The 22,021-nt window shown below is 47.1% G+C and carries 23 protein-coding genes and 1 pseudogene; 18 read left to right on the top strand and 6 right to left on the bottom strand.

The window, feature by feature from the left end; translation table 11 throughout:
* The first annotated feature begins 419 nt into the window (after positions 1-419).
* From GVY43_RS06635 to GVY43_RS16130, 9 genes and pseudogenes are all read left to right on the top strand, one after another.
* Positions 420-1,517, top strand: coding sequence for a transposase (locus tag GVY43_RS06635; protein WP_159562626.1), 1,098 nt, complete (start codon positions 420-422; stop codon positions 1,515-1,517).
* Between the two features lie 4 nt (positions 1,518-1,521).
* A pseudogene (locus GVY43_RS06630) lies at positions 1,522-1,653 on the top strand (hypothetical protein); the annotation flags it as partial.
* Between the two features lie 308 nt (positions 1,654-1,961).
* The gene (locus GVY43_RS06625; RefSeq protein WP_159562625.1) at positions 1,962-2,357 is read left to right on the top strand and encodes a hypothetical protein; all 396 of its coding nucleotides are present in this window, start codon (positions 1,962-1,964) and stop codon (positions 2,355-2,357) included.
* An 80-nt stretch (positions 2,358-2,437) separates the two neighbouring features.
* Positions 2,438-2,929, top strand: coding sequence for a hypothetical protein (locus GVY43_RS06620; protein ID WP_159562624.1), 492 nt, complete (start codon positions 2,438-2,440; stop codon positions 2,927-2,929).
* Positions 2,930-3,187: 258 nt separating this feature from the next.
* The gene (locus GVY43_RS06615; RefSeq protein ID WP_159562623.1) at positions 3,188-3,679 is read left to right on the top strand and encodes a hypothetical protein; all 492 of its coding nucleotides are present in this window, start codon (positions 3,188-3,190) and stop codon (positions 3,677-3,679) included.
* 474 nt (positions 3,680-4,153) lie between these two features.
* Entirely contained in the window at positions 4,154-4,297 is a 144-nt protein-coding gene (locus GVY43_RS06610; RefSeq protein WP_047795092.1) for a hypothetical protein, read from the top strand.
* A 175-nt stretch (positions 4,298-4,472) separates the two neighbouring features.
* A complete protein-coding gene (locus GVY43_RS06605) occupies positions 4,473-5,075 on the top strand; it encodes a hypothetical protein (RefSeq protein ID WP_159562622.1) in 603 nt (200 codons plus the stop codon).
* A 67-nt stretch (positions 5,076-5,142) separates the two neighbouring features.
* Positions 5,143-5,571, top strand: a complete 429-nt coding sequence (locus GVY43_RS06600) for a hypothetical protein (RefSeq protein WP_159562621.1) — start codon at positions 5,143-5,145, stop codon at positions 5,569-5,571.
* Positions 5,572-5,662: 91 nt separating this feature from the next.
* Positions 5,663-6,103 (top strand): HNH endonuclease, encoded by a 441-nt coding sequence (locus tag GVY43_RS16130; RefSeq protein WP_159562620.1) that lies wholly within the window; start codon positions 5,663-5,665, stop codon positions 6,101-6,103.
* A gap of 110 nt (positions 6,104-6,213) precedes the next feature.
* On the opposite strand, the gene GVY43_RS06590 is transcribed toward GVY43_RS16130, so the two are convergent.
* A complete protein-coding gene (locus GVY43_RS06590) occupies positions 6,214-6,579 on the bottom strand; it encodes a hypothetical protein (RefSeq protein WP_078147295.1) in 366 nt (121 codons plus the stop codon).
* Positions 6,580-6,714: 135 nt separating this feature from the next.
* Here GVY43_RS06590 and GVY43_RS06585 point away from each other — a divergent pair, with 135 nt between their 5' ends.
* Positions 6,715-7,146, top strand: a complete 432-nt coding sequence (locus GVY43_RS06585) for a hypothetical protein (protein ID WP_078147294.1) — start codon at positions 6,715-6,717, stop codon at positions 7,144-7,146.
* A 228-nt stretch (positions 7,147-7,374) separates the two neighbouring features.
* Positions 7,375-7,710, top strand: a complete 336-nt coding sequence (locus tag GVY43_RS06580; RefSeq protein WP_159562619.1) for a hypothetical protein — start codon at positions 7,375-7,377, stop codon at positions 7,708-7,710.
* A 24-nt stretch (positions 7,711-7,734) separates the two neighbouring features.
* Here GVY43_RS06580 and GVY43_RS06575 read toward each other — a convergent pair whose 3' ends face one another.
* Positions 7,735-8,754: a DUF418 domain-containing protein gene (locus GVY43_RS06575; RefSeq protein ID WP_159562618.1), complete on the bottom strand. Its 1,020-nt coding sequence runs from the start codon at positions 8,752-8,754 to the stop codon at positions 7,735-7,737.
* 151 nt (positions 8,755-8,905) lie between these two features.
* Here GVY43_RS06575 and GVY43_RS06570 point away from each other — a divergent pair, with 151 nt between their 5' ends.
* Positions 8,906-9,370, top strand: a complete 465-nt coding sequence (locus GVY43_RS06570; protein ID WP_159562617.1) for an N-acetyltransferase — start codon at positions 8,906-8,908, stop codon at positions 9,368-9,370.
* A gap of 11 nt (positions 9,371-9,381) precedes the next feature.
* Positions 9,382-10,029 carry a hypothetical protein gene (locus GVY43_RS06565; RefSeq protein WP_031422891.1) on the top strand — a complete coding sequence of 216 codons (648 nt, stop codon included), beginning with the start codon at positions 9,382-9,384 and terminating at the stop codon, positions 10,027-10,029.
* A gap of 38 nt (positions 10,030-10,067) precedes the next feature.
* On the opposite strand, the gene GVY43_RS06560 is transcribed toward GVY43_RS06565, so the two are convergent.
* Positions 10,068-10,568 (bottom strand): hypothetical protein, encoded by a 501-nt coding sequence (locus tag GVY43_RS06560; protein ID WP_159562616.1) that lies wholly within the window; start codon positions 10,566-10,568, stop codon positions 10,068-10,070.
* 82 nt (positions 10,569-10,650) lie between these two features.
* Positions 10,651-10,839, bottom strand: a complete 189-nt coding sequence (locus tag GVY43_RS06555; protein WP_159562615.1) for a hypothetical protein — start codon at positions 10,837-10,839, stop codon at positions 10,651-10,653.
* Between the two features lie 135 nt (positions 10,840-10,974).
* On the opposite strand from GVY43_RS06555, the gene GVY43_RS06550 reads away from it, so the two are divergent.
* Positions 10,975-12,387 (top strand): NAD-dependent epimerase/dehydratase family protein, encoded by a 1,413-nt coding sequence (locus GVY43_RS06550; protein ID WP_159562614.1) that lies wholly within the window; start codon positions 10,975-10,977, stop codon positions 12,385-12,387.
* 133 nt (positions 12,388-12,520) lie between these two features.
* On the top strand, positions 12,521-14,077 hold the full coding sequence (locus tag GVY43_RS06545; RefSeq protein ID WP_236548932.1) for a SulP family inorganic anion transporter: 1,557 nt from the start codon (positions 12,521-12,523) through the stop codon (positions 14,075-14,077).
* Here GVY43_RS06545 and GVY43_RS06540 read toward each other — a convergent pair.
* Positions 14,074-14,403, bottom strand: a complete 330-nt coding sequence (locus GVY43_RS06540; protein ID WP_078147286.1) for a YolD-like family protein — start codon at positions 14,401-14,403, stop codon at positions 14,074-14,076. The genes GVY43_RS06545 and GVY43_RS06540 overlap by 4 nt on opposite strands.
* A complete protein-coding gene (locus tag GVY43_RS06535) occupies positions 14,400-15,695 on the bottom strand; it encodes a DNA polymerase thumb domain-containing protein (RefSeq protein ID WP_159562612.1) in 1,296 nt (431 codons plus the stop codon). Before GVY43_RS06535 ends, GVY43_RS06540 begins: the two co-directional genes overlap by 4 nt.
* 252 nt (positions 15,696-15,947) lie before the next feature.
* Here GVY43_RS06535 and secA2 point away from each other — a divergent pair, with 252 nt between their 5' ends.
* The 3 genes from secA2 to GVY43_RS06520 all read left to right on the top strand — a co-directional run bounded on the left by secA2 (position 15,948) and on the right by GVY43_RS06520 (position 22,004).
* Positions 15,948-18,314 carry an accessory Sec system translocase SecA2 gene (gene secA2 / locus GVY43_RS06530; RefSeq protein WP_159562611.1) on the top strand — a complete coding sequence of 789 codons (2,367 nt, stop codon included), beginning with the start codon at positions 15,948-15,950 and terminating at the stop codon, positions 18,312-18,314.
* Complete coding sequence (locus tag GVY43_RS06525; protein ID WP_074036331.1) at positions 18,314-19,117, top strand: SLAP domain-containing protein; 804 nt, start codon at positions 18,314-18,316, stop codon at positions 19,115-19,117. Before secA2 ends, GVY43_RS06525 begins: the two co-directional genes overlap by 1 nt.
* Positions 19,118-19,250: 133 nt before the next feature.
* Complete coding sequence (locus GVY43_RS06520) at positions 19,251-22,004, top strand: bifunctional 2',3'-cyclic-nucleotide 2'-phosphodiesterase/3'-nucleotidase (protein ID WP_159562610.1); 2,754 nt, start codon at positions 19,251-19,253, stop codon at positions 22,002-22,004.
* Positions 22,005-22,021: the final 17 nt, after the last annotated feature.

The following is a 22,021-nucleotide window of genomic DNA, read 5'->3' as shown; positions in this document are numbered from 1 at the left end:
TCACCGATATATGTGTAGTGCAAAATAGGGGTGGTTCTTACGCAATGTTGGTGAGGTAGTGATGCCGACATTATGAGAATAAAATCAAAAAGGATTGATTCCCATGAACGAGTTGGAGTTCTTGGATGATCGACTGTGCGTCACGAGTGCTCACTCACACGATGGGGTGAAACATTGTGCCGCTCGTCTCATATCCAGTGGTGCATGCTGTCCAGACTGTGGTCGGTCTTGTCACCGACGTCACCGTTTCGCGACACGGCGGCTAAAAAGACTTCTCAGGAATACATCAGGTTTTCCGTCTGAACATTCAAGTACCGACATGGTTCTGCGACAACTCAAGATGCACACGTTCCATCTTTACAGAGCGATTGCCGTGGGTCATTTCTCATTCGCGGAGAACGCTCCGCACGGAGCGTGTGTTGTCCACTTTGATGTTGGCCATGAGTGCGAAGGAAGCCGAGCGTGTCGCGACCGTCCTAGGTTTTCGAATCAGTCCCGACACGCTGCTCAGGGTGTTACGAAGCGTGCCCGTCCCGAGCCCCTCTGCTGAGGTAATCGGCATTGATGACTTCGCCTTCAAAAAGGGTCACCAATACGGGACCATCATCTGTGACGCGACAACCCATCGTCCGATCGACCTGCTGCGGACCCGCGAAGCAGACATGTTGAAGGATTGGCTTGTGAATCTAGAGAAACGACCTGTTCGCGCATCGGTCGATCGATTCCCGGCCTATCAAGAGGCGTTGCTCGACCAGGACATCGTAGTGGTGAGCGACCGCTTACACCTCGTAGACAACCTATGGCGATGCCTCAATTCGATATGCCAGCGTGTCCTCCCCTCTCGAATCCCTGTAAATCCGAAAGGTGCTGTATCGTACGGTTTGAAACCGCAACATCTGACTGAACCCGAGAACGAAACAAAACGACGGTTGGTCGAAAGGGTTCAAAGCATGCACCGCCAAGGGGGGAGTCTGAATGCGATCGCCCAGATGCTCGGGTTGAATTGGAGGACCGTCAAAAAATACAGTGAACTGGCTTACGACCCCTCCCCGCCGAAACGACAAAGTCCTCACCTGATTGATCGTTTCATGCCACATGTGAGGGAATGTGTCCGAAATCGGTTCACACTCCGGGAAACGGATGCTTATCTGAGGCAGTTAGGATACAGAGGTTCGTTTGGCGCAGTCCGTTACCGTTCACGTGACGCTCGGAGGGAAATCCTTCCCGAATCCCAGATCTTTATATCACGCAAGGACGTCTGTCGCTTACTCTGGCAATGGTCTGCGACCAGGCCGGATGACACCATCGATGTCTCGTACCTGTTGGTCCGTTACGAAGACCTGGTCATCCCGTTCTGTTTCATCCAAGGATTTCGGGAGGCGATTTGGGAACGGGACGTGGAACATCTCTTTGCGTTGATCACGAATCCACAGGTCACATCACATCCCGGATTGAAGCGCTTCATGGGTTCGCCTCAATCAAAATATAGAGGTAATCCTGGCGGCTTGTCGGTTTGAAGAGAGCAACGGTTACGTGGAAGGGAACGTCAACCGTCTAAAGATGTTGAAGCGACTCATGTATGGAAGGAGAAGTTTTGACTTGCTCAGGACTCGGGTGCTTTGTCGAAATCCCAATCCGAGTTGTGCTCACTGATATTGCAAAAAAATGAGCGACCACCTTCAGCCGGTCGCTCGTCATCGTTCACCAACATTGCGTAAGAACCATTCCTATTTTGCACTACACAGGTGTTGCACTTAATTTTATAATTCATCATATACATGTATATTCCTAAAGAACTTCCACATCAAATAATTAAATTTCTAAAGGGAATAAGATACATTTAAAAGTAAAAATAGGATATAATTAAATTGGGAATGAATTAGAAATAATGTAATTATTAAATTTATAAAAGAGATTTAAAGTAATTATCAATACCTACACTAATTTTGGAGGGAATATAAATGAAAATGCCGTGGAAAAAGAATGTACGAAAAGTACCTGAGAAAATCATAAGAAAAATTGAGGAAATGCAGTCCGAATCAGTAGTAGTAGCTACAGTAATAGAAATTACAAAAGAAGAAATTATTCAAGGTAAATACAAACACTTGTTGATCTCATATGATGGTAAACTTTCATATGAGGATGAGGTCTTTCCAAATCCCTCTGTTGGTAGATATTCAAACTATAATGCTAACGGTCGAACTATTACAAAAAAAGGCTTACCTAAAGTTCCAAAATCTTTTACAAACACTGTCCCTATTTTTGGGGATTGGGGAAAAGGGTCTGTTGATGTAACTAGAACGATTCTTGTCTTCCCTAAAGAATATTGTTACCCCAAAACTATACAATCAAAATAAATTTATTAGAAGAAAAAGAAGAAGCCTTTGATCTTAAGTTTTCAATAGATGTACATCTTTTAAAAGATGATGAAAAATTTATGGATAAATTATTGTACCAATGTAATCTTCTTATGGAGAATACTGGTCATTGTGATGTATTTACAAAAGAAGCTACAGATAAAGATTACATAGAAACATTACAAGTGGAGTGGGAAATCTTCCCTCCTGGTCAAAAGAATTTTGAAAAGAATATACAACGATTGATTAGCAAGCATAGAAACCCGTTAAAAAGATTTATAGATATTTATTCTGATCGTATGGAGTTTTTTGAAGAACTGAAACCTATACGATATATCTCGGGAACAAATAGCTTTAGTTCATATTTTGGGGCTCAAATAACTGAAAACTTAGTTGTACTAGAGAGTGCTAGTTATGGTAATGCTATATACATTCTTTTTGAAGAGTGGGAGGAACTTAGTAAGATGAGTAGAACAGAACTTCTTAATAGTGAAAATAGGAATTTTGAAAGAGTCACACACACGGGTAATTGGAAAAATAAAGTTCGAAATGCAATGGGAAATTATGAATAAGAGTTCTTTGAATCTTAATAGAAAGTATAAGAATTATTCTCTTTATATAGAAGGGTGACTTATGGAGGGCTATTTATATTCAAAAGGAGAAGTTATTGAAAAGGTATGGCTTCATTCTAGATATCATGGAAACTTACTTTCATACTGTAATCAAATAGTAAGGGGAAATCTGGGAATGGTTTCGTAGCATTGATTTTTCTATTCAATCTCACAGAAAATATTCTTAAAGATAGAACAAAAAACTGTGAAGCGAGTTTTATGAATGTGATTAACGAACTTAGAACCCAAAAGGTAATTACTGAGATAGGATATAGATTTCTTAATGATAAGAATAATAGTACAAGAAAACTACGGAATTTGTTAGCACATGCGAATCTATCAAAGCTTAGCTTTTCAATGATTGAAGATGGAAGAGAAATTTATTATCCTTTAACAAAAAATGAAAACTGCTTAAAACTTTGCGAAAACGTGTCAAATGTTCTTTTTAACTTGATACTAAGATTAGTAAGTTATAGTTTCTCAGAACCAATTGAGATAGACTTGGATAAAGAAATCCAAACCATTGACATCAATATTGTAAAGTTTACTTCTGAACAATTATTGAAATTTAAAGGTATTGATGCTTCGACTTTTCCAGAGTGGCAAGAACTAAACGAAACCGATAAGTATAGATACGCTGAAAATGCTAGTGACGTTAATATGTATGAAGTAATCTTTAAAATGATAAAATATCGTGAAAGTGAGATATAAGAATAGCTTCAATTATCGTTAATCATACTTTGTATGTAAGTTGAAGTGCTAAGCTACTTTAACTAAAGCTAAAACAATTGAGTCCAGTTGTAAAATCCCTCAACTATAAAATAAATAATTACGAATTTGGTTGTTTAAGATGGTATTAGTTTATAACACCTTGAATAAGGGATTGTTAAACAGTTTCTTATATTATTACTATGAATATTAAGGTATAATTCTTGAAAGAAGGTCTTTGAACCGAGTTCATAAATTTGTAGGACTCCCTTTTGAGTAAACCTTGAAATGTAAACCTCCATTTAAATTATTTGAAAGTTACGATGCCTTCGGACGCGGGTTCGACTCCCGCCGTCTCCATTTTGAAGCAGTCTGTAACGACTGCGATCAATGATTTTCATGAAGACCTTCTAATTTCATTGAAATTAGAGGGTCTTTGCTTTTGATTGAATCCAGAAAGAAAGGAAGGTGAAGAGCATGGGAAAATATCAATTAGACAAGAGAAGCAAAGTAGCTGCGGCGAAGTACCAGGACGGCAAAAAGCCGACTGTCTCGAACAAGAAAGAACGATTGAACCAGCTTCGTGAAGCGTATTTGCAGAAACAACAAGAGAAGAAGTAATCTGACGAAGGATTTTTGAGTGACTGCTCATTAATCCTTTTCTTTTGGAGAGCGGACACCGGTTATTAGGTTTTTGAATGGAATCAAGGGATTGAGCATCCTTTTGTTGAATAGAAACTACGAGTTGTTTTTTGAAAATCGTCATAAAAATATACATATTAAAGGAGGATTCCGCATGTCTAAGAAATCAACGGAATTGATCGTGAATGGCGTCAAAAAATATGGTCCGACAGTAGGGAAACTTGCATTAAAACATAACAAAGAAATCATTGGGGCTTTAGGATCCATTGATTTAAAGAAACGATTTAATAAATCCGATGATCCAAATCAAAGCCCTAAAAAAGCCAAGAACATGCATCCGCGAAAGCAGAGGTATCAGTACTATTTAACCGAAGTGACGCCTACGCTAGATACTCGAAATCGAGATGAGTTGTTCCAATATAGACTAGAAGTGGAGCAATGCATTCAGCAAATCAAAATGGAGCAAGCACAAGACATTGTCATCAAAAAACAGATTCATGAGGGGCGGATTAAAGAGTGGGAATCCATTCTCTCTCACATCGTGAGTCAAATGACCATCAAGGACTATATGGAATTTTTAAGACTCTTTAACAATCCAGAGTATCAAAGTGACTATTTCACGGGCTTTGAAGGGGATATTGAGAAGTTCAAAAAACTCAATACGGTCGAACAGTATGATGCGCTCGTACAGTATGTTCATGAAAAGACAATGATTGATATCGAACAAATCAAAAGAGAGTTTTCTGCTCCTGTTTGATGCGCCGTGATCCACTTCCTTTCTGCATTCGTTATAATCAATAGTGTAATGGATGGAGGTGAGGTCGTTGGCATGGGATTTAAGCGTCGCTGAGGCAAAAGATGTGTATTTAACCGAATCAGACCTATGGCGCTTTACGCAACAATTTCTGATGAACGCTTCTCATACGACTACGTACAAACATGTATTGATGAAAGCGTTACTCGAATGTACGACAGAACTAAATGAATCAGGGGTCGTGTCATTTCACCAGATTGCCAAGCATGTGACGAAAATCTATTGGAATCTCATCGTCAAGCATGGGCTGACACAGATGAATCAACTAGGGAAGCAGAGCGCTGTTGAAAACGTGATGGTCTCCTTTCAGAAAGAACACAACATTCCGCCAGTTTGGAACTTCGACCGCTTACCAGAGCATCAACAAAATCAATTGATTCGGAACGTGAATCAGTTTTATAAAAAAATACGTATACGGTTCTTTCTATCGCTCTTTTAACGAAACGATTTACTCTTTCAATCGAAAAGAAGAATGGATTCAACTCGTTCCAGCGTATGTCGTTTTCTTTGAAAAATATAAGCGTGTTCTCATGAACGTGACAAACTATCAGTTAGCCATCTTTTTAGAAAAATACAATTCCCAAGATGCGATGGAACGAATCTTGAGCAAGCTGGAGTTTGTGTCTGTCCGCCAATCGCTTGAGGAGTTTAAACGAATTCTATTAAGCCACGGGCACTCAACGTGCTTCTATTGCCTAAAGCCTGTGAGACAAGTTCACGTGGATCATTTCATTCCGTGGTCTTATATGCAAAATGATGTCTTATGGAATTTTGTGCTGTCATGCCCGACATGTAATACGAGTAAAAATCATCGATTAGCGAATATCGATTATCTCTACAATTTGGTAGAACGAAATCATGAACTGCGTACGGCAGAACACATGTCTACATGCAAAGAATCGAAACTCATTCATTTGTATCACTATGCCGTTCAAAATGGCTATGAAAACAATTGGGCTCCGAAGGCATGAAAAGAGTCGAACCTAATTAAACAGGTTCGACTTTTGTTTTAGTATTCACTATAGTTGAACAGCATAGACATCAGCACATCACTTTTAACTTTCACTTGAATATTTGTATGTTAGTTTCTAATACTCAGTTCTTTAGTTCTTAAAATTGTTATGATACTCATCGAGCTAATCCCGACCCCAAGCAATGCTATAATCGCTGTAAACATACCGTTTGGAATCATAAAACCAATAGGCAACATTCCTAAAAAAGATATAGCGATTACTCCCTGGTATGCAATGTTTAGATATGAAATAATTGGATTTGAAAAGAACGACATGATGAGTGGTGGAATAAATAATACGACAACAATTCCTAGCGACATAAATAATGTCATTTGTATCTCCGGTGTCATTTCACCCAATCGATTGATTTGTAAAGTAATAATAAATAGAGCTAACCCCATCATCAATAGTACCCATAAGATTTTTTTGATCATTTAAAGTCCCCTTTCGATTTTTAATTTTAACATTTAAACCCATTATATCCAAAATTAATCTTTATAAGTGCACAAATGCTTCATTACCATAATCCATGGAGAAAAAGAAATAAGTAATGCGTAGGTGAATAAACAGTGTCAAATAATTTAGAAACTTTAATTGTGTCAGGCCGGTTTAAAGAAGTAAAAGACATCTATCAAACTACTGATTTTGAAACATTTAAAAATGATTTATTAACTTTGGCGTATGATAATGAAAATCTGTCGAATTACTCCGTACTCGTCTATCTGTTATTGGACACAGAGGACGATAAATTACATGACTTAGCTTTTCAAGTCCTATCACAGCCCCTTTGCCACATTGAAGGGGCTTATACCTCTTCCTTATACCATGCTCAAAGAGCCGTGGATTTGACTGATGCTGCAGATGTGAAGCGCTTAGAGAACCTGTTATTTCTGAACATCGTCCCAGAAAAGATTGTAAGTGATGAACAAGCAAAGTCCATCGCGGAAAAAATTCTTGTTCTAGATCCAACAAATGAAGTTGCTAAAGACACTTTATATTAAACCTAGAAAATCATTTGTTCGCGTAGACCAATGGTTTTCTTTAGTTCGTGTCACTGAATAAGGGAATAACCAACTAGTCTCATCTAATCCACTTAAGCCATCAATTGTATGAAAGATAATCTGCACACCATTTTCATTTCTACGTTTCTCGACTGAATAAATCAAAAGGATATCCTCCTAATTTTGAATACGTATGCAGAATCTAACCTTAAACCTGGGGGCGAATGAATGAATAGGATTTGTGATTGTGAAAATTTGAAAAGAATCACTATAGAGGCGGATGTGGGGGCGGACCCGACATGGTGTGCGACCTGTCGATACAATATAGAATTGAATGAGTTTACGATTTCTGACCAATTGAAGCGTGATTTCTATGAATGGGTTAGTCGATTCGGAGAATGGATTGACTGGGACACGGATGCACTTGCTAAAGGATGGGAAATCAAGGTGGAGCAACATAATCGTGAAGGAGACTTACTTTCGAAGCGTTTACAAGGAGAGCTTGGTGAAGCATATGAAATTGAATTCACTCCTGCAAACACAATTGAGGAAGGACACTTTTGACAGCTGTCCTTCCTCAACATTACATTATTTTGACGATAGGATACCTTGTCCGAAGCGAGAGTATGTCCCAAGCCGCCATACCTTTTCCATCGGTCCGTATGTGAAACGGCGAAGCCATACCATACTGAATACGATCAATACGGCGTTGATGACGATTGCCCATAGTCCTGTTTCAATCGTTGTGAACGTCTGTCCGAATGTAGCAACAGTCACCATAAGTGCAGTCTGAAGCAAGTAATTCGTCAACGCCATACGACCAAACGCTTGAAGTGGGGCGAACCAGGAACGTGTCGTCCGTAGTTGACTCATATTGATAAGGATGGTGATATAGAACGCCGCTAAAAAGGGAGCTGACCAATTCGAATAGTCGAGCATACGGATATATGCTTGAATTTCTTCATTAGTCGGGGTGTAGCCGACATTGAAATACGATAAGCTTGGTAAATTCGTATATTGTAGCCAGACAAATCCGGCGGATAAAATACCGGTAACGACCAGTCCGACCTGCCAACGTACCCGGTGCGTATGGACGTGACGAAACACCTCATACTGCCCCGCTGCAAGCCCGAGCAAGATGAGAGCAAGCGGCATTAACAGTTTCGTGCCGGTATAAGCGAGTACAGCTAGTCCAATCAGACCTAGAATCAAATTAACTGACCGAGGAAGACGGTATGCGAACAGGAGGAGTAGCCCGCTCACGGCATAAATCGTTAGCGCCTCCCCCGGCTGAAATTGCATATGAATCAAGCCGAAGCCGAGTAAGAGGAGCAATCGTTTCGTAAATAAAACGTATGCGCGATCTCCACGTTCTATTGCTCGGTAGATAAAGAGATAAAACCCGACGCCAAACAAGAATGAGAAGATCATAAAGAACTTCCCGTCGATGAAGATGTGAAGGGCGTATATATAATAATGTTCCATGACGGTGTTTGGGTCGCTCGGACGTAATAAACTGAGGATGTTCATAAAAACAATCCCGAATAAGGCGAAGCCTCGTAGTGTATCGAGGACATTGATTCGTTCATGTGATGGTGTGGCTTTCATATAGATGTCTCCTTTCAATTTCCTCTTCCGAGTATGAAGGGAGCACCTTACATATAATCTGCGGCAACCTTACAAAATCCTGAACTTCACTAGAAACAGTGATTCCAAAAATTGTATGTTACACTAAGGGAAAACGATTAGGGGTAAACAGATGACCATTCATTTTGCCAGGATGACGGGACCAGAAATCGCGAATTATGTGACTTGGTTGATTGACGATTATGCAAAAGATGTCGCGCGCAACTATCAACTTCCGATGGTGTTGGCACAAGAGGAATCGACTCAATTGATTCGGGACCTCTTCCCAGACAATCAACCCGGGGAAGGGCAGACGATTGTTCATGTGATGAACGGAGATATTCGTGTCGGAATTTTGTGGTATGCGTTTCAAGCTGAATCGAAACGCATCTTCATTTATCACATTTTGATTGAAGAGACCTACCGTGGGCAAGGGTATGCGACAGCAGTGTTTGAGAAACTTGAAAGAGTTGCCTCAGAAGAACTTGGCGCAACATCCATTGGACTAAGTGTATTCGGTACGAATCCAGACGCACAGCGATTATATAAACGACTCGGATTCCAAGAAGCGTCCATCGCCATGAACAAACAGTTATGAGAGGAGTCGACATGAAACGTTACTTGAAGTGGCTTTTGGCCGGATTTGGTGTGATTGTGATTGGGGTGGCGGGGTTGGTATTTGCCTTTTATCGGTCGATGCAACCAGATCCCGATGAGGAAGCAAAAGTGATGAAGATGGCTGAATCATATGTACTCGAGCGATTCAAAGATGCTGAAGTGACAGAAGACGTATTATTCGACAACATGGGAAACTTTCCGTTTGAGTATGCGGCGATTGTGGTGGATTCGGTGACGGGAACGGAATTTTATGTTTACGAGAATGAATCGACCGGAGAAATCGTTGATACGTTTCTCTCATCCAAATGGGAAGATGCGGTCACAGAGGCGATTGAAGATTCGATTGATACGGCGTTTGGTGCAGACGTCACCTATGTCGTCCTATATGACGAAGAAAGTATCCGACAACTCGATGTCTCCTCGGCAAATCCAATCGCCTATCAGACAGCCGACGTTTCGCCGACAATCTTATTGACGCTTCATCGGGAGCCGGAAGCCGATGACGAAGAGCGCGTTCGGACGTGGATGTCTGCGTTACAAGAGAACGACATCCTGAAGCGAGCCGAGATTCGTGTTGACTATACCGCTAAAAACGGAGAACTTCTTGATGATGGTACTGGTTTAGATTTATCGTTTTAAAAAAGAATCCCACTCTCCAATCGGAAAGTGGGATTTGTTCAGTCAAACACTCGACTGATCCAGCGTTTGAAAAAGGGTTGGCCTGATTGTGTCACGCTATGATTGTCGAGCTCCACCTCTTCGATCGTCTCATTCGGAGACCTCAATTGAATCGTCATCTCGTCACCAAGCCCGGTCGTGACACCACTCTCAAATTGAAGATTTCTTGTCACATAAGCATTTGCGTATAGAAGTCCACCTTTTTCGTCCACTTGTACCTCCTGAATCGTATAGTGGAATTGCTCGACCCAATCCCGCTGACCGAGGAGGAGCCGGACGACGTCATCTTCGTGTGACAGTTTCGTTCGCTCGATATTCTCAAGAGGAGTATGCGCTTCAATCGCCTCTCGCTGCGCTTCTAAGATATCTTTGAAGTGATGTGTCGCAGCTTCTGTCGTCCATGCAGCGGAACCTGTCTTCGACTCGGTCGCATAATGGAAAAGAGCAAATCCAATCAAGGCGAATAACGCCACAACACCTACTCGTTTGAACTGTTTCATTGTCGAGCTCCTTCCATATCAATTCAAGATTGAAGACGTTAAAAGGTTGTCAATGGACCTCGCGATTACTCGAGAATGTGACTTATTGACCGGTGATTTGATCCAACCAATTCGCGACCAAGTCCGCACTGCCATCTTGGAACATAAATATGGATACCCCGACCATCACAAGTCCGACTAAAATCAGTCCACCTTGTTTCGCGCTACTTGCAATCCCTCGCACGATGAGGATTACTCCCAATCCAAGCAAAAGAAAGTACCAAAATCCCATGAATATCCCTCCTTTTTCTAATTATTCTCATTTTAGTATGAATCGGTCGAGCAGGCTCTACATACTTAGACTGATTTATCTTTTAAAAAAGAAGGGTACATTACCTCTATGCGAATAATTAGGGGAGTGACCATTATGCGAAAAACGATTGTCATTGCGGGGGCGAGCGGCTATATCGGCTCGAACGTGATGGAGCAGCTGAAGGAAGAGTATGACATCATCGCGTTATCGCGATCGACGAAGAATAAAGAAGATGAGGCCCATATCACGTGGCGTGCCTGTGATTTGTTTTCATATGAGGCAACAAAAGAAGCATGTGAGGGCGCGGATTACGCGATGTTCCTCGTGCACTCGATGATTCCGGATGGCGGCTTGACGCAGGCGACGTTCGAGGACATGGACGCGCTCATTGCCGATAACTTCGCCCGGGCGACGAAGGCGAACGACATTGAGCAGATCGTCTATTTGAGTGGGATCATCCCGAAACAAGAGAAGACGTTGTCGCGTCACTTGAAGAGTCGACTTGAGGTCGAACGCATTCTCGGTGGTCAGGGCGTGCCGGTGACGACGATACGGGCGGGACTCATCATTGGTCCGGAAGGTTCGTCGTTCCCGATTTTAGCGAAGCTCGTCAAGCGTTTGCCGTCGATGATCTTGCCACGATGGACGAAGACGGAAACACATCCGATCGACATCCGGGAAGCCGTTCAGGCGCTCATCTCGGTCGTCGGTGCCGAGTCGCTTTATGACCGTCATATCGACATCGGGGGTCCTGAGGTGATGACGTATCGGAAGATGATCGAGCAGACGGCCGAAGTCATGGATAAGCGTCGCGTCTTGATCGACTTCCCGTTCCCGACAATCAAACTGTCGCGCCTGTGGGTCATGGCGGTCACGGGTGAACCGAAGGCGACCGTCTATCCGCTTGTCGAGAGCATGGGACACGCGATGGTCGCAGAAGACACGGTCGAAGGTATCGGCCAGGGAGAGATTCCGTTCAAAGAGGCGGTCGAACATGCGCTTGAGGAAGAAGAGAAACAGTCCTCGGGAGGTAAGAAGAAAAAGCAACCGAAATCGTATACCGTCCGTTCGATTCAGCGGTTCGGTCTGCCGGAAGAAAAGTCGGCGCTTTGGATGGCGGACACGTACTTTGAGTGGCTCGGTCGTTTTATGTATCCGTTCATTCAGACGACGAAAGAAGACGATGATTGGGAGATCGCGCTGCTTGATCCATCGTTCGTCGCGCTTCATCTATCTCTCGAACAGGAAGCGACGGACGATATGGCGTCCTTTGCGATTGACGGGGGCAAGTTCGTCAAGTTGAGTGAAGAGGATCAGACAGGGCGTCTCGAGTTTAGACGCTTACCGGATTCGGATGAAGGACTCGTCGCCATCCATGAGTTCGTACCGGCCCTCCCGTGGTGGTTCTATACGAAGACGCAGGCGAAAGCTCATCTCGTCGTCATGTGGTTATTCGGTCGTCATGTGAAGTTGCTGGCGAAAGACGCGGAAGATGGCGATCAAGTCGTAGAGGCTCCGACGAATTGAAGGGAGACGCATCGAAAGGTGCGTCTTTTTCTTTTGTACATTCTGTTAACGTTTTTCTCAAACCGTTTACAAGCCCTCTTTCCAGGCGTACACTGAACTCGCTTTTGAACTGATTGGAAAGAAGGAATGTATGATGCAAGACTCACTCTCCACACGTGAGATGTGGCAAAAGGACATCTCGGCCGGAATTACAGTTGGCGTCGTCGCCATCCCGCTCGCCATGGCATTTGCCATCGCCTCGGGCGTCCCGCCGGTGTATGGGCTCTACACGTCCATCTTCGCAGGAATCCTCGTCAGCCTGTTCGGAGGTTCGACGTTCCAAATTGCCGGACCGACGGGAGCGTTCATCCCGATCGTCTCGGGTGTCGTCCTCGCATATGGATATGAAGGGTTACTCGTCACGACCGTTCTCGCCGGAATTTTGCTGCTCCTCATGAGCGTGCTCCGGGTCGGACGGCTCATCCGCTTCATGCCCCGGGCCGTCACCATCGGTTTCACGGCCGGGATTGCGGTCGTCATCTTCGTCGACCAGCTCGATGAGTTGTTAGGGGTCACGTTTGAGAAGGCGCCACATTTTCACGAGAACTTGCTTCGCCTCGGTCAAGCGTTGCCCGAAGCGTCCGTGTGGCCGATCGTCATTGCCGGAATCGGCTTTTTGACGCTTTGGCTCGTACCGAAGCTGCCGTTCCGTTTACCGCTTTTACTCATGGCGATGCTCGTCCCGACGTTTGTCAGTGTCCTCATCCCGGGTGAGGTCGCGACGATCGGAAGTGCATACGGCGGCATCCCGAGCGGACTGCCAACATTCAACTGGCTCACAATCGACCTAGACTTGATTACAACGCTCCTCCCGTCCGCATTCGCCATCGCCTTCCTCGGTGCACTCGAGTCGCTTCTTTCGGGAACGGTCGCCGACGGGATGGCGGGGACGAAGATGAAGCCGGACAAGGAACTGTTCGGGCAAGGGCTTGCGAACGTGATCACACCGTTCTTTGGTGGGATCCCGTCGACAGGTGCCATCGCCCGGACGGCGACAAACATTCAGGCGGGAGCGGTCAGCCGACGTGCCGGTGTCATCCACGGGATCACGGTCCTCATTGCGGTCTTAGTCCTCGCGCCGTTCGCGAGTTACGTGCCACTCGCTGCACTCGCTCCGATCTTGATGCGGGTCGCCTGGAACATGTCCGAACGCCATCACGTGATGGCGATGTTACGTCATCGTTCATCCGAGTCGCTCGTCCTTCTCGTCACGCTACTGTTGACGGTATTCGTCGACTTGGTCGTCGCCGTCGAGGTCGGCGTCATCTGTGCGCTCGCGCTCTTCGCGAAACGAATGGCCGATACGATCGATGTGCGTGAACGGACAGAACGGTACGTCACGCGAGACGGCCAAATCGTCTTCAGTGTCGAAGGTCCACTCTTTTTCGGTGCAGTCGAGTTGTTCGAGCACGTCCTCCATCACATCCATCGGGAACCGAACGTGTTCATCTTCAACTTTCACCGCTGCCCCGTCATCGATGTGACCGCGGTCGAAGAGTTGCGTCGTGTCGTCACCGAGCTGAAAGCAGCCGACCGGCATGTCATCTTCGCGCATCTGTCGCCATCGGTCCGCGCGACGCTTGCTCACTATGGGCTACTCGACGGGATTGAAACGTTCGAGACGACCCAAGAAGCGATCGAGGCATCTTAACGAACAGACAAGATGTCGCCGAACGGGACGCGGCGCACCTCGCCATCGAACAGCTCGACCTCGCGCTCGGCATAATAGATGGCGTGAACGTAGCCGCGCATGCTTGTCGTCAAGCCGTCTACGAACAAGGTCACCTCGACTTGGTCGCCTTCACGGATGGCCCGTTCGAGCTCGGTCTGCCAAAGATAGAGGAGCTGTTCGTCCAAGTCGGGTAGTTCAATCTTTTGGATTTGGGCATAATAACGTTTCAGTAGGGCGACGTGCTCGGGCATGAGAAATGGGATCCATTTCAACTCACCCCGGTCACGATAGCGGGTCTTGCTCATGAGGAATCGCCTCCTTGTTTATGTCCGCCGATTAAACGTTGGCGCGTCCGGAGCGGACTGTCTTTCAGTAGGCTCGACGCCGGTCGGATCGTGCCGCGACCGAACCGGACGTTCAGGCCATCAATCAAATCGAGGAAGTCGAGCCGTTTCGCCTTCGCCCATTCGTCTTCGAAGAACGATAACTGGACGTGATCGCTCCGTGGCTCGAGCTTGCCGAGAGCGACCGAGACGTAACGGACGGCCTCCGTCTCTTCCCAGCCGTCTAAAAATAGCTGCAATAAGATCGGGAGAAACTCTTGCTCGTCCGCTGTGAAGCGGGGGAGCTTCTTTTGTTTACTGAAGCCACCCCGGTCGCTCGTCCGCGTATAGCGCACCCCGAGATGGATCGTCCCTCCGACGAGTCCCGCTTGCCTGGTTCGCATGCCGACTTCGACCGCGATCGCTTGTAAGACGAGCCGGATTGCGGAATACGTCGTGTAGTCTTTCATGAGGGTGATGCCGTGTCCGATCGACTTCGGTCGCATCCGTTTCGCACCGAACAAGGAGCTCGCCGGCAGGATGGTCGGCGACTCGTCGATGCCCCAGGCGTGATGCCAAAGTTCTGCACCGATGACACCGAACTTTTCATGAAGGGATTCGAGTGGGTAGCGGGCCAAGTCCCCAATCGTCCAGATGCCGAGCCGCTGCAGGTGGACCGCCATCTTCGTCCCGACGCCCCACATCTTCTCGATTGGCGCCGGATGGATGAGCCGTTCGACGTCTTGGAGAAGGCACGTGACGACACCTTCCTTTTTTGCATGCAAATCGAGGACGAGCTTGGCGAGGACGTTGTTCGGTCCGATGCCGATGGTGACGGGAATGCCTGTATAGCGAAAAATCGTCGCACGCATGAGGTGGGCGACGTGCTCGTCATTTCCGAACAGCCGCTCCGTCCCGCTCATGTCGACGAGCGTTTCATCAATCGAATAGACGCGAATCGCCTCGGGCGGGGCGAACTGATGCAGGATGTGGATGATTTGAATGGAAACGTTCAAATAATGACTCATCCGCGCCTCGGCATACAAAACGTCTCGTCGTTCGTGCCACGGGAGGCGGTCGATGTGGAAGCGACGTGACCCGGTCTTGATTCCGAGCCGCTTCATTTTCGGGGTCGCCGCGAGGACGAGTGCCCCGCTGTCCTGGAGGTTCGAGAGGACGACGAGCTTTGTCTTGTAAGGATTTTTGTTGCGCGCGGCACACTCGCAACTGGCATAGAACGAGACGCTGTCGATACAAAAGATTCGTCTGCGCATCGTCACCACTCCCTTTTACGAACAAACGTTCTGTTTTTTTCATCGTAACACGGTCTCACGTCATCTCAAATAGTGAATTGAAAATATTTTTACAAATACTTTTTGAAAATTAACCAAAATTTATAGGTTTTCACGTGTCAAAAAACCAACTTTTAGGAAGTTTTCGTAAAAAAGTCTCCGAATTGGTTCGATTTTCGTTATAATAGACGGGTATGTAAGTGATGAATTGATAGAAAGATGGAGGCTATTAGTGTGATCCAATTTGTAAAACAGTTAACGAATGATCAAAGCCGGCGTTTGAAAGCGTACGAACGACGGGTCGCGCGTATTAATGAATTAGAGACAACGATGAAAGCCCTCTCGGATGACGAGATGCGTACATATACGGAGACGCTCAAAGCACGTCTCTTGGATGGAAAGAAAGTGGACGACATCGCGGAAGAAGGGTTCGCTCTCGTCCGCGAAGCGTCAGTCCGTGTGCTCGGAATGCGTCACTATGACGTCCAGCTCATCGGTGGGTTCGCCCTCCTCGAAGGGAACATCTCGGAGATGCCGACGGGGGAAGGGAAGACGCTCGTCGCCGCTTTGCCGAGTTACGTCAAGGCGCTCGAAGGAAAAGGCGTCCACGTCATCACGGTGAACGATTATTTGGCGAGACGTGACGCGGAACAGATCGGGAAGATCCATGACTTCCTCGGGTTGACGGTCGGTTTGAACGTACCAGACATCGAAGCGGACGAGAAGCGTTCCGCATATCAGGCAGATATCACGTATGGGGTCGGGACAGAGTTCGGGTTTGACTACTTGCGTGACAACCTTGTCCATAAGCCGGAAGAACGGGTCCAACGTCCTTTCCATTTCGCCATTGTCGATGAAGTCGACAGCATCTTGATCGATGAGGCGAAGACGCCGCTCATCATCGCGCAGAAGGACCGGTCACATATCCGGTTGAAACAGTTGGCACAACAGATCATTTCTGAGTTCGAGGAGACCGACTACGAGGTCGACCTCGAGTCGAAATCTGCGACGTTCACGGAAGCAGGGATCGTCAAGATTGAAGAGCTGTTCGCCATCGATAACCTGTTCAGCGCCTCACACCAGGTGCTCTATCACTATCTCGTCCAGGCGCTCCGTGCGAACGTCTTGTTTGAGCTTGACGTCGACTATATCGTCCGAGAAGACAAGATTGAACTCATCGACTTGTTCACGGGACGCATCATGGAAGGACGAAGCCTGTCGGAAGGGTTGCATCAGGCGCTCGAGGCGAAAGAAGGCGTCACCATCACCGAAGAGAACAAGACGACGGCGGAGATTACGATTCAGCACTATTTCCGCATGTATCCGCTCGTTGGGGGGATGACGGGGACGGCCCAGACGTCGCGCCAAGAGTTCTTGAAGACGTACAACATGGACGTCGTCCAAGTGCCGACGAACCGCGAACGTCAACGTGTCGACCATCCGGACCGCATCTTCATGACGACCGAGCAAAAGTATGCGGCGGTCACTGAGAAAGTAGCGGAACTGCATACGACGGGACGACCGATCTTGATCGGGACGACCTCGATCGCACAATCGGAAGCCATCAGCAAGCATTTGAAGAAGAAGCGGATCGAGCATGACGTGTTGAACGCGAAGACGGTCGCTCAGGAAGCGGATATCATCGCGGACGCCGGTCAATTCGGCAAAGTGACGATTGCAACGAACATGGCCGGACGTGGAACGGACATCACGCTCGACGCAAAAGCGAAGGAAGCGGGCGGTCTCTTCGTCATCGGAACGGAGCGGCATGAGTCAAAACGTGTCGACAACCAGCTCCGCGGTCGTTCGGGACGTCAAGGCGACCCCGGTGCGACCGAGTTCTTCGTCTCGCTCGAAGATGAGATCGTGAAACGTTATGCGGCGCAGAAACTAGAACGCGTGGAGAAAAAGTTGAAGCCGAGTGCGACAGGTGAGGTCTCAACGAAAGATGCGATCGAGATCATCGAATATGCGCAGACGACGATCGAAGGACTCGGCGTCTCGATTCGGGACTACTTGTTCAAACTCGATGACGTCTTGAACGAGCAACGGAATATCATCTATACGATTCGTAATCAGGCCGTCAACGCCGATGCCGATGCCATCACGAAAAACGTCCTCGGCATGATGCGCCTCGCCCTCGAGAACAGCATCGATATGCATGTGTCGGATGAACTCGTGCCTGAGGAATGGCCAATCGATGAGTTGAAAGATGATTTACGCTACTTGACGATGCAGGAGCCGACATGGGCAAAAGACATCGCCGATACGCGTGAACTGAAGGATGCATTAAACGACTGGATGGAGGCGATCATTGCTACGACGGCGTCACGCCTCGAACAGGATGACATCGTCCTCTTCGCGAAAGAATCGCTTCTCCGTGCCGTCGACATGAAGTGGACGGACCATTTGACGACGATGAGCGGATTGAAAGAAGGGATCGGTCTTCGCAGCTACGGTCAGGAAGACCCGAGCCGTCAGTTCGGAAAAGAAGGACTCGAAATCTTCGAACAGACATATATCAATATCGCACGGGATGTCACGACGGAACTATGCCAACTCGACCGTTACTTCGCCGAGATGGCAGAGGAGGAAGTATAATGCTAGGATTTCGTAAACGTAAACAGATTGAGACAGGAAATAAAGAGGAAGGGCGCCAATTGACGCTCGTCATCGACGATGCGATGGGGATCCCGAAAGAGGACGAGTACGTCTTCCGTTATCATGCGAAACGACTCCCTCCACTTCTCGACAATCAACTCTCAATTGAGTTGTTGAATGCCGAATCGCTCGGGCATGATTTGTCGATCGTGGCGTTGTTCCGCAACACGCTTCCGAGCTCGTTCGAAATCAACGAATTGCCGGTCCTCTTGTTAGACGCGAATAACGTCCCGATCGGCCGGAAAGTCCTCGGACGTTCTGAATTGCCGAGCTTTGAGGCGTGGACGAGCAAACCGGTTTATTTGGACTTCTTCTTAGATGAGATGTTCGGAGAAATAGAATCCTACGACTCGCTTCGACTCGTCTTCCAAATGAACCCGATCGATCCGCTTCAGCCCGTGTCATCGGAAGAAGAAGCAAAGTTCTCGAAGGTTGCATGGCAACAGCTCATGCGGACGAACATCTCGACACCGCCAGTCGGAGAGAACGAGTTCAACTTGATGCTCGTGTCGGTGGAGAAGGAAGAGACGGACGTCACGGCGACGATTCTCCTTCGCAACGGCTACGACCGCCACTTGAACGTTGAGAAACTCCCGCTTGAACTCGTGAGTGGGGAGGACGTGGTTGGCTTCACGATGATTCGTCTCGAAGAGTCGGTCTACGGTAAACATGCGTACCCGGTATCAGTCACATTTGAAGAAATTGACGGAGATGGACCGTTTACTGTTCGTATCAAACAATAATAGGATGATAGACCTAATTTTTGTAAAGGAAATTAGGTCTATTTTTATACAAAAATTTAATAGGAGGGAAAGACAGCTGGTGTTATATTGAATATGGTTAGACAATTATCAACCAGAAAAAGGGGACAATCACATGAAAACCGCATTGAAATGGTCGATCGCGACTGCGCTCGTGTTACCAACCGTTTTGCCGCTACAGGCACCGAACGTCTTGGCAGAAGTGGACGAGGATATCGTCAAGCTCCGTTTCTTAGAGACGACAGACTTACATACGAACATCACGAACTACGACTACTTCCAAGACAAGGTCGATAACACGATCGGATTGACGAAAGTCGCGACACTCATCAATGAACATCGTACAGCCGCTGGGGAAACGAACACATTCTTGTTCGATAACGGGGATACGATTCAGGGGACACCGTTTGGCGATTACGTCCGTGAGAGCCAAGCTGGAAAAAATGAAGCGTTCGAACATCCGATGTACAAGGCGATGGCGGCATTGAACTACGATGCCGTCACACTCGGGAACCATGAATTCAACTTTGGTCTCGAATTCTTATACAACGCGATGGAGGGGTCGAAAGGGAAACTGCGTTTCGTCAACTCGAACGTCAAAGATTTAGAAGGCAACCCGATCGTCTCGAAGTTCAACGTGGATGGACAAGAGGTCCAAATCATCGAACGAACGGTCACAGACCTGGATGGGGAAACACATGCGATCAAAGTCGGCGTATTCGGAGTCGTCCCTCCGAAAATCATGTCATGGGATTCGGGGAACCTTCAAGGTCGTGTGACGGCAGAGGATATCATCCCGTCCGCACGTGAAGCAGTACAAAAATTAAAAGGCCAGGGAGCGGACGTCGTCGTCGCCCTCGCGCACTCAGGGATTGGTGACAGTGCAGCGCTCGCGGATGAGCAACTCGACAGCGAAGAGAACGTCGGTTACGCACTCACGAAGATTGACGGGCTCGACATGGTCATGACGGGACACCAACACGGTCGCTTCCCGGATGCGAAAGGCATGTTCGCTTCGTTCCCGAACGTCGATATGACGAAGGGGACAATCAATGGCAAACCGGTCGTCATGGCGAACAACCAAGGGAAGGACCTCGGCGTCATCGACTTTGAACTTGAACTCGTGGATGGGAAATGGCAAATCGTTGATGCGTCAGCAGCACTCGATACGGTGACGGCTGATACGGTGGTCGACCCGACGATTCAAGCGTTGATCGAAGACGACCACTTGGCGACAATCGACTATATCAACCAACCGGTCGGTGAGATTCAAGATGACATCCAAAGCTACTTCGCACTTGTCCGTGACGACGCATCGGTTCAGTTCGTGACGAACGCACAGAAGTGGTATGTCGAGAAAGAACTCGAGACGAACCCAGAACTTTCTGCTTATAAAGAGTTACCACTCTTGTCAGCAGGCGCACCGTTCAAAGCGGGTGGTCGTGAATTGACAGATGCGAGCTACTATACGAATATCCCGAAAGGGCAAATTGCTTTGAAAAACGTCGCGGACCTTTACGTGTATCCGAACACGCTCGAAGTCGTCAAAGTGACAGGAAAAGATGTCATGGATTGGCTCGAGATGTCAGCGGGTGCGTTTGACCAAATCGAAGAAGATGGCGAAAACTTACTCAACCTTCAATTCCGTAGCTACAACTTCGATATTCTCGACGGTTTGACGTATGAGATCGATGTCACGGGTCCTGCGATGTTCGATGTCGGCGGGAAGCTCGTCAATGCGAACGCGAACCGCGTGAAGAACGTCGAGTACAACGGACAACCGATCAAAATGGACCAAGAATTCTTGGTTGCGACGAATAACTATCGCGCGGGTTCTTCATCGTTCCCAGGTCTCGGTGGCGGGAAGAACATCGTCTATCGCTCAGCGTATGAGACACGTAACGTCATCTCGGACTATATTGTGTCGAGTGGCAGTAACTTAGACTACAAAGCCGACAACAACTGGAAGATTGTCGCGGATGCGAAACGTTCGGTGACATTTGAAACAGCGGATGCGGGTAAGCAGTACTTGAACCTTTATGAAGGTATCGAAGCGACGGACGCGACGCGTGAAGATGCGGCAGGCCGCCTCTTCCGGACCTATACGGCAGAGCTCGAAGTGGCGCCAACTGACTTGACGCTCGCGGTCGATGTCATCAAACCGGGTGCGAAAGTCGTGACTGGGAAGACGGCTCCATCTGCAAACGTGACATTAAAAGATGGCAAAACGGTTCTCGCGACAACGACAGCCGATGCAGAAGGCATGTACCGTTTGACGGTCAAACCGCTCAAACTCCGTCAGTCATTGACGATTGAAAGCGAATTGAATGGGAAGACGATGACGGAAACGAAAGTCGTCGGTGCAGGTTTTGTCGGAACGCCAGCTATCTCGAAACGTTTGACGTACACGAATACAACCGTGTTGACTGGAAAAACGACGGAAGGGGCTACGCTCGTCCTTAAACGAGACGGGAAAAAAGTAGACTATGCGAAAGCTGACGAGAATGGGAACTTCACATTCAAGAGAAGTACAGGATTCTTTGCAGCAAAATATGAAATCGAAGCGAAAGATGTATCAGGAAAAGTAGTCAAGACAACATCGTTCGAGTTAAAAAATGGATCAATCGTGACACCGAAGACGACGAAAGGTGTGAAGGCCGGCACACGCGCCTTGATCGGGAAAACAACACCGGGTGCGACGGTCGTCTTGAAAGACGCGAAAGGCAAGCAAGTCGCCAAAGTACAGGCGAGCTGGACAGGAACGTACACGTTCACGTTCAAAAAAGGCCTTACGAAAGGGACTTACAAAGTCATCGCAAGCGGATCGAACGGTTCTGGTGCAAAACAATCGACTCTCAACTTGAAATAAGTACGGAACGGCGTCCA

This window comes from Exiguobacterium sp. 8H, assembly GCF_902506255.1.
GTDB lineage: Bacteria > Bacillota > Bacilli > Exiguobacteriales > Exiguobacteriaceae > Exiguobacterium > Exiguobacterium profundum.
Note: the sequence above shows the minus strand (reverse complement) of the source record. Positions and strands in the feature narration are given on the sequence as shown.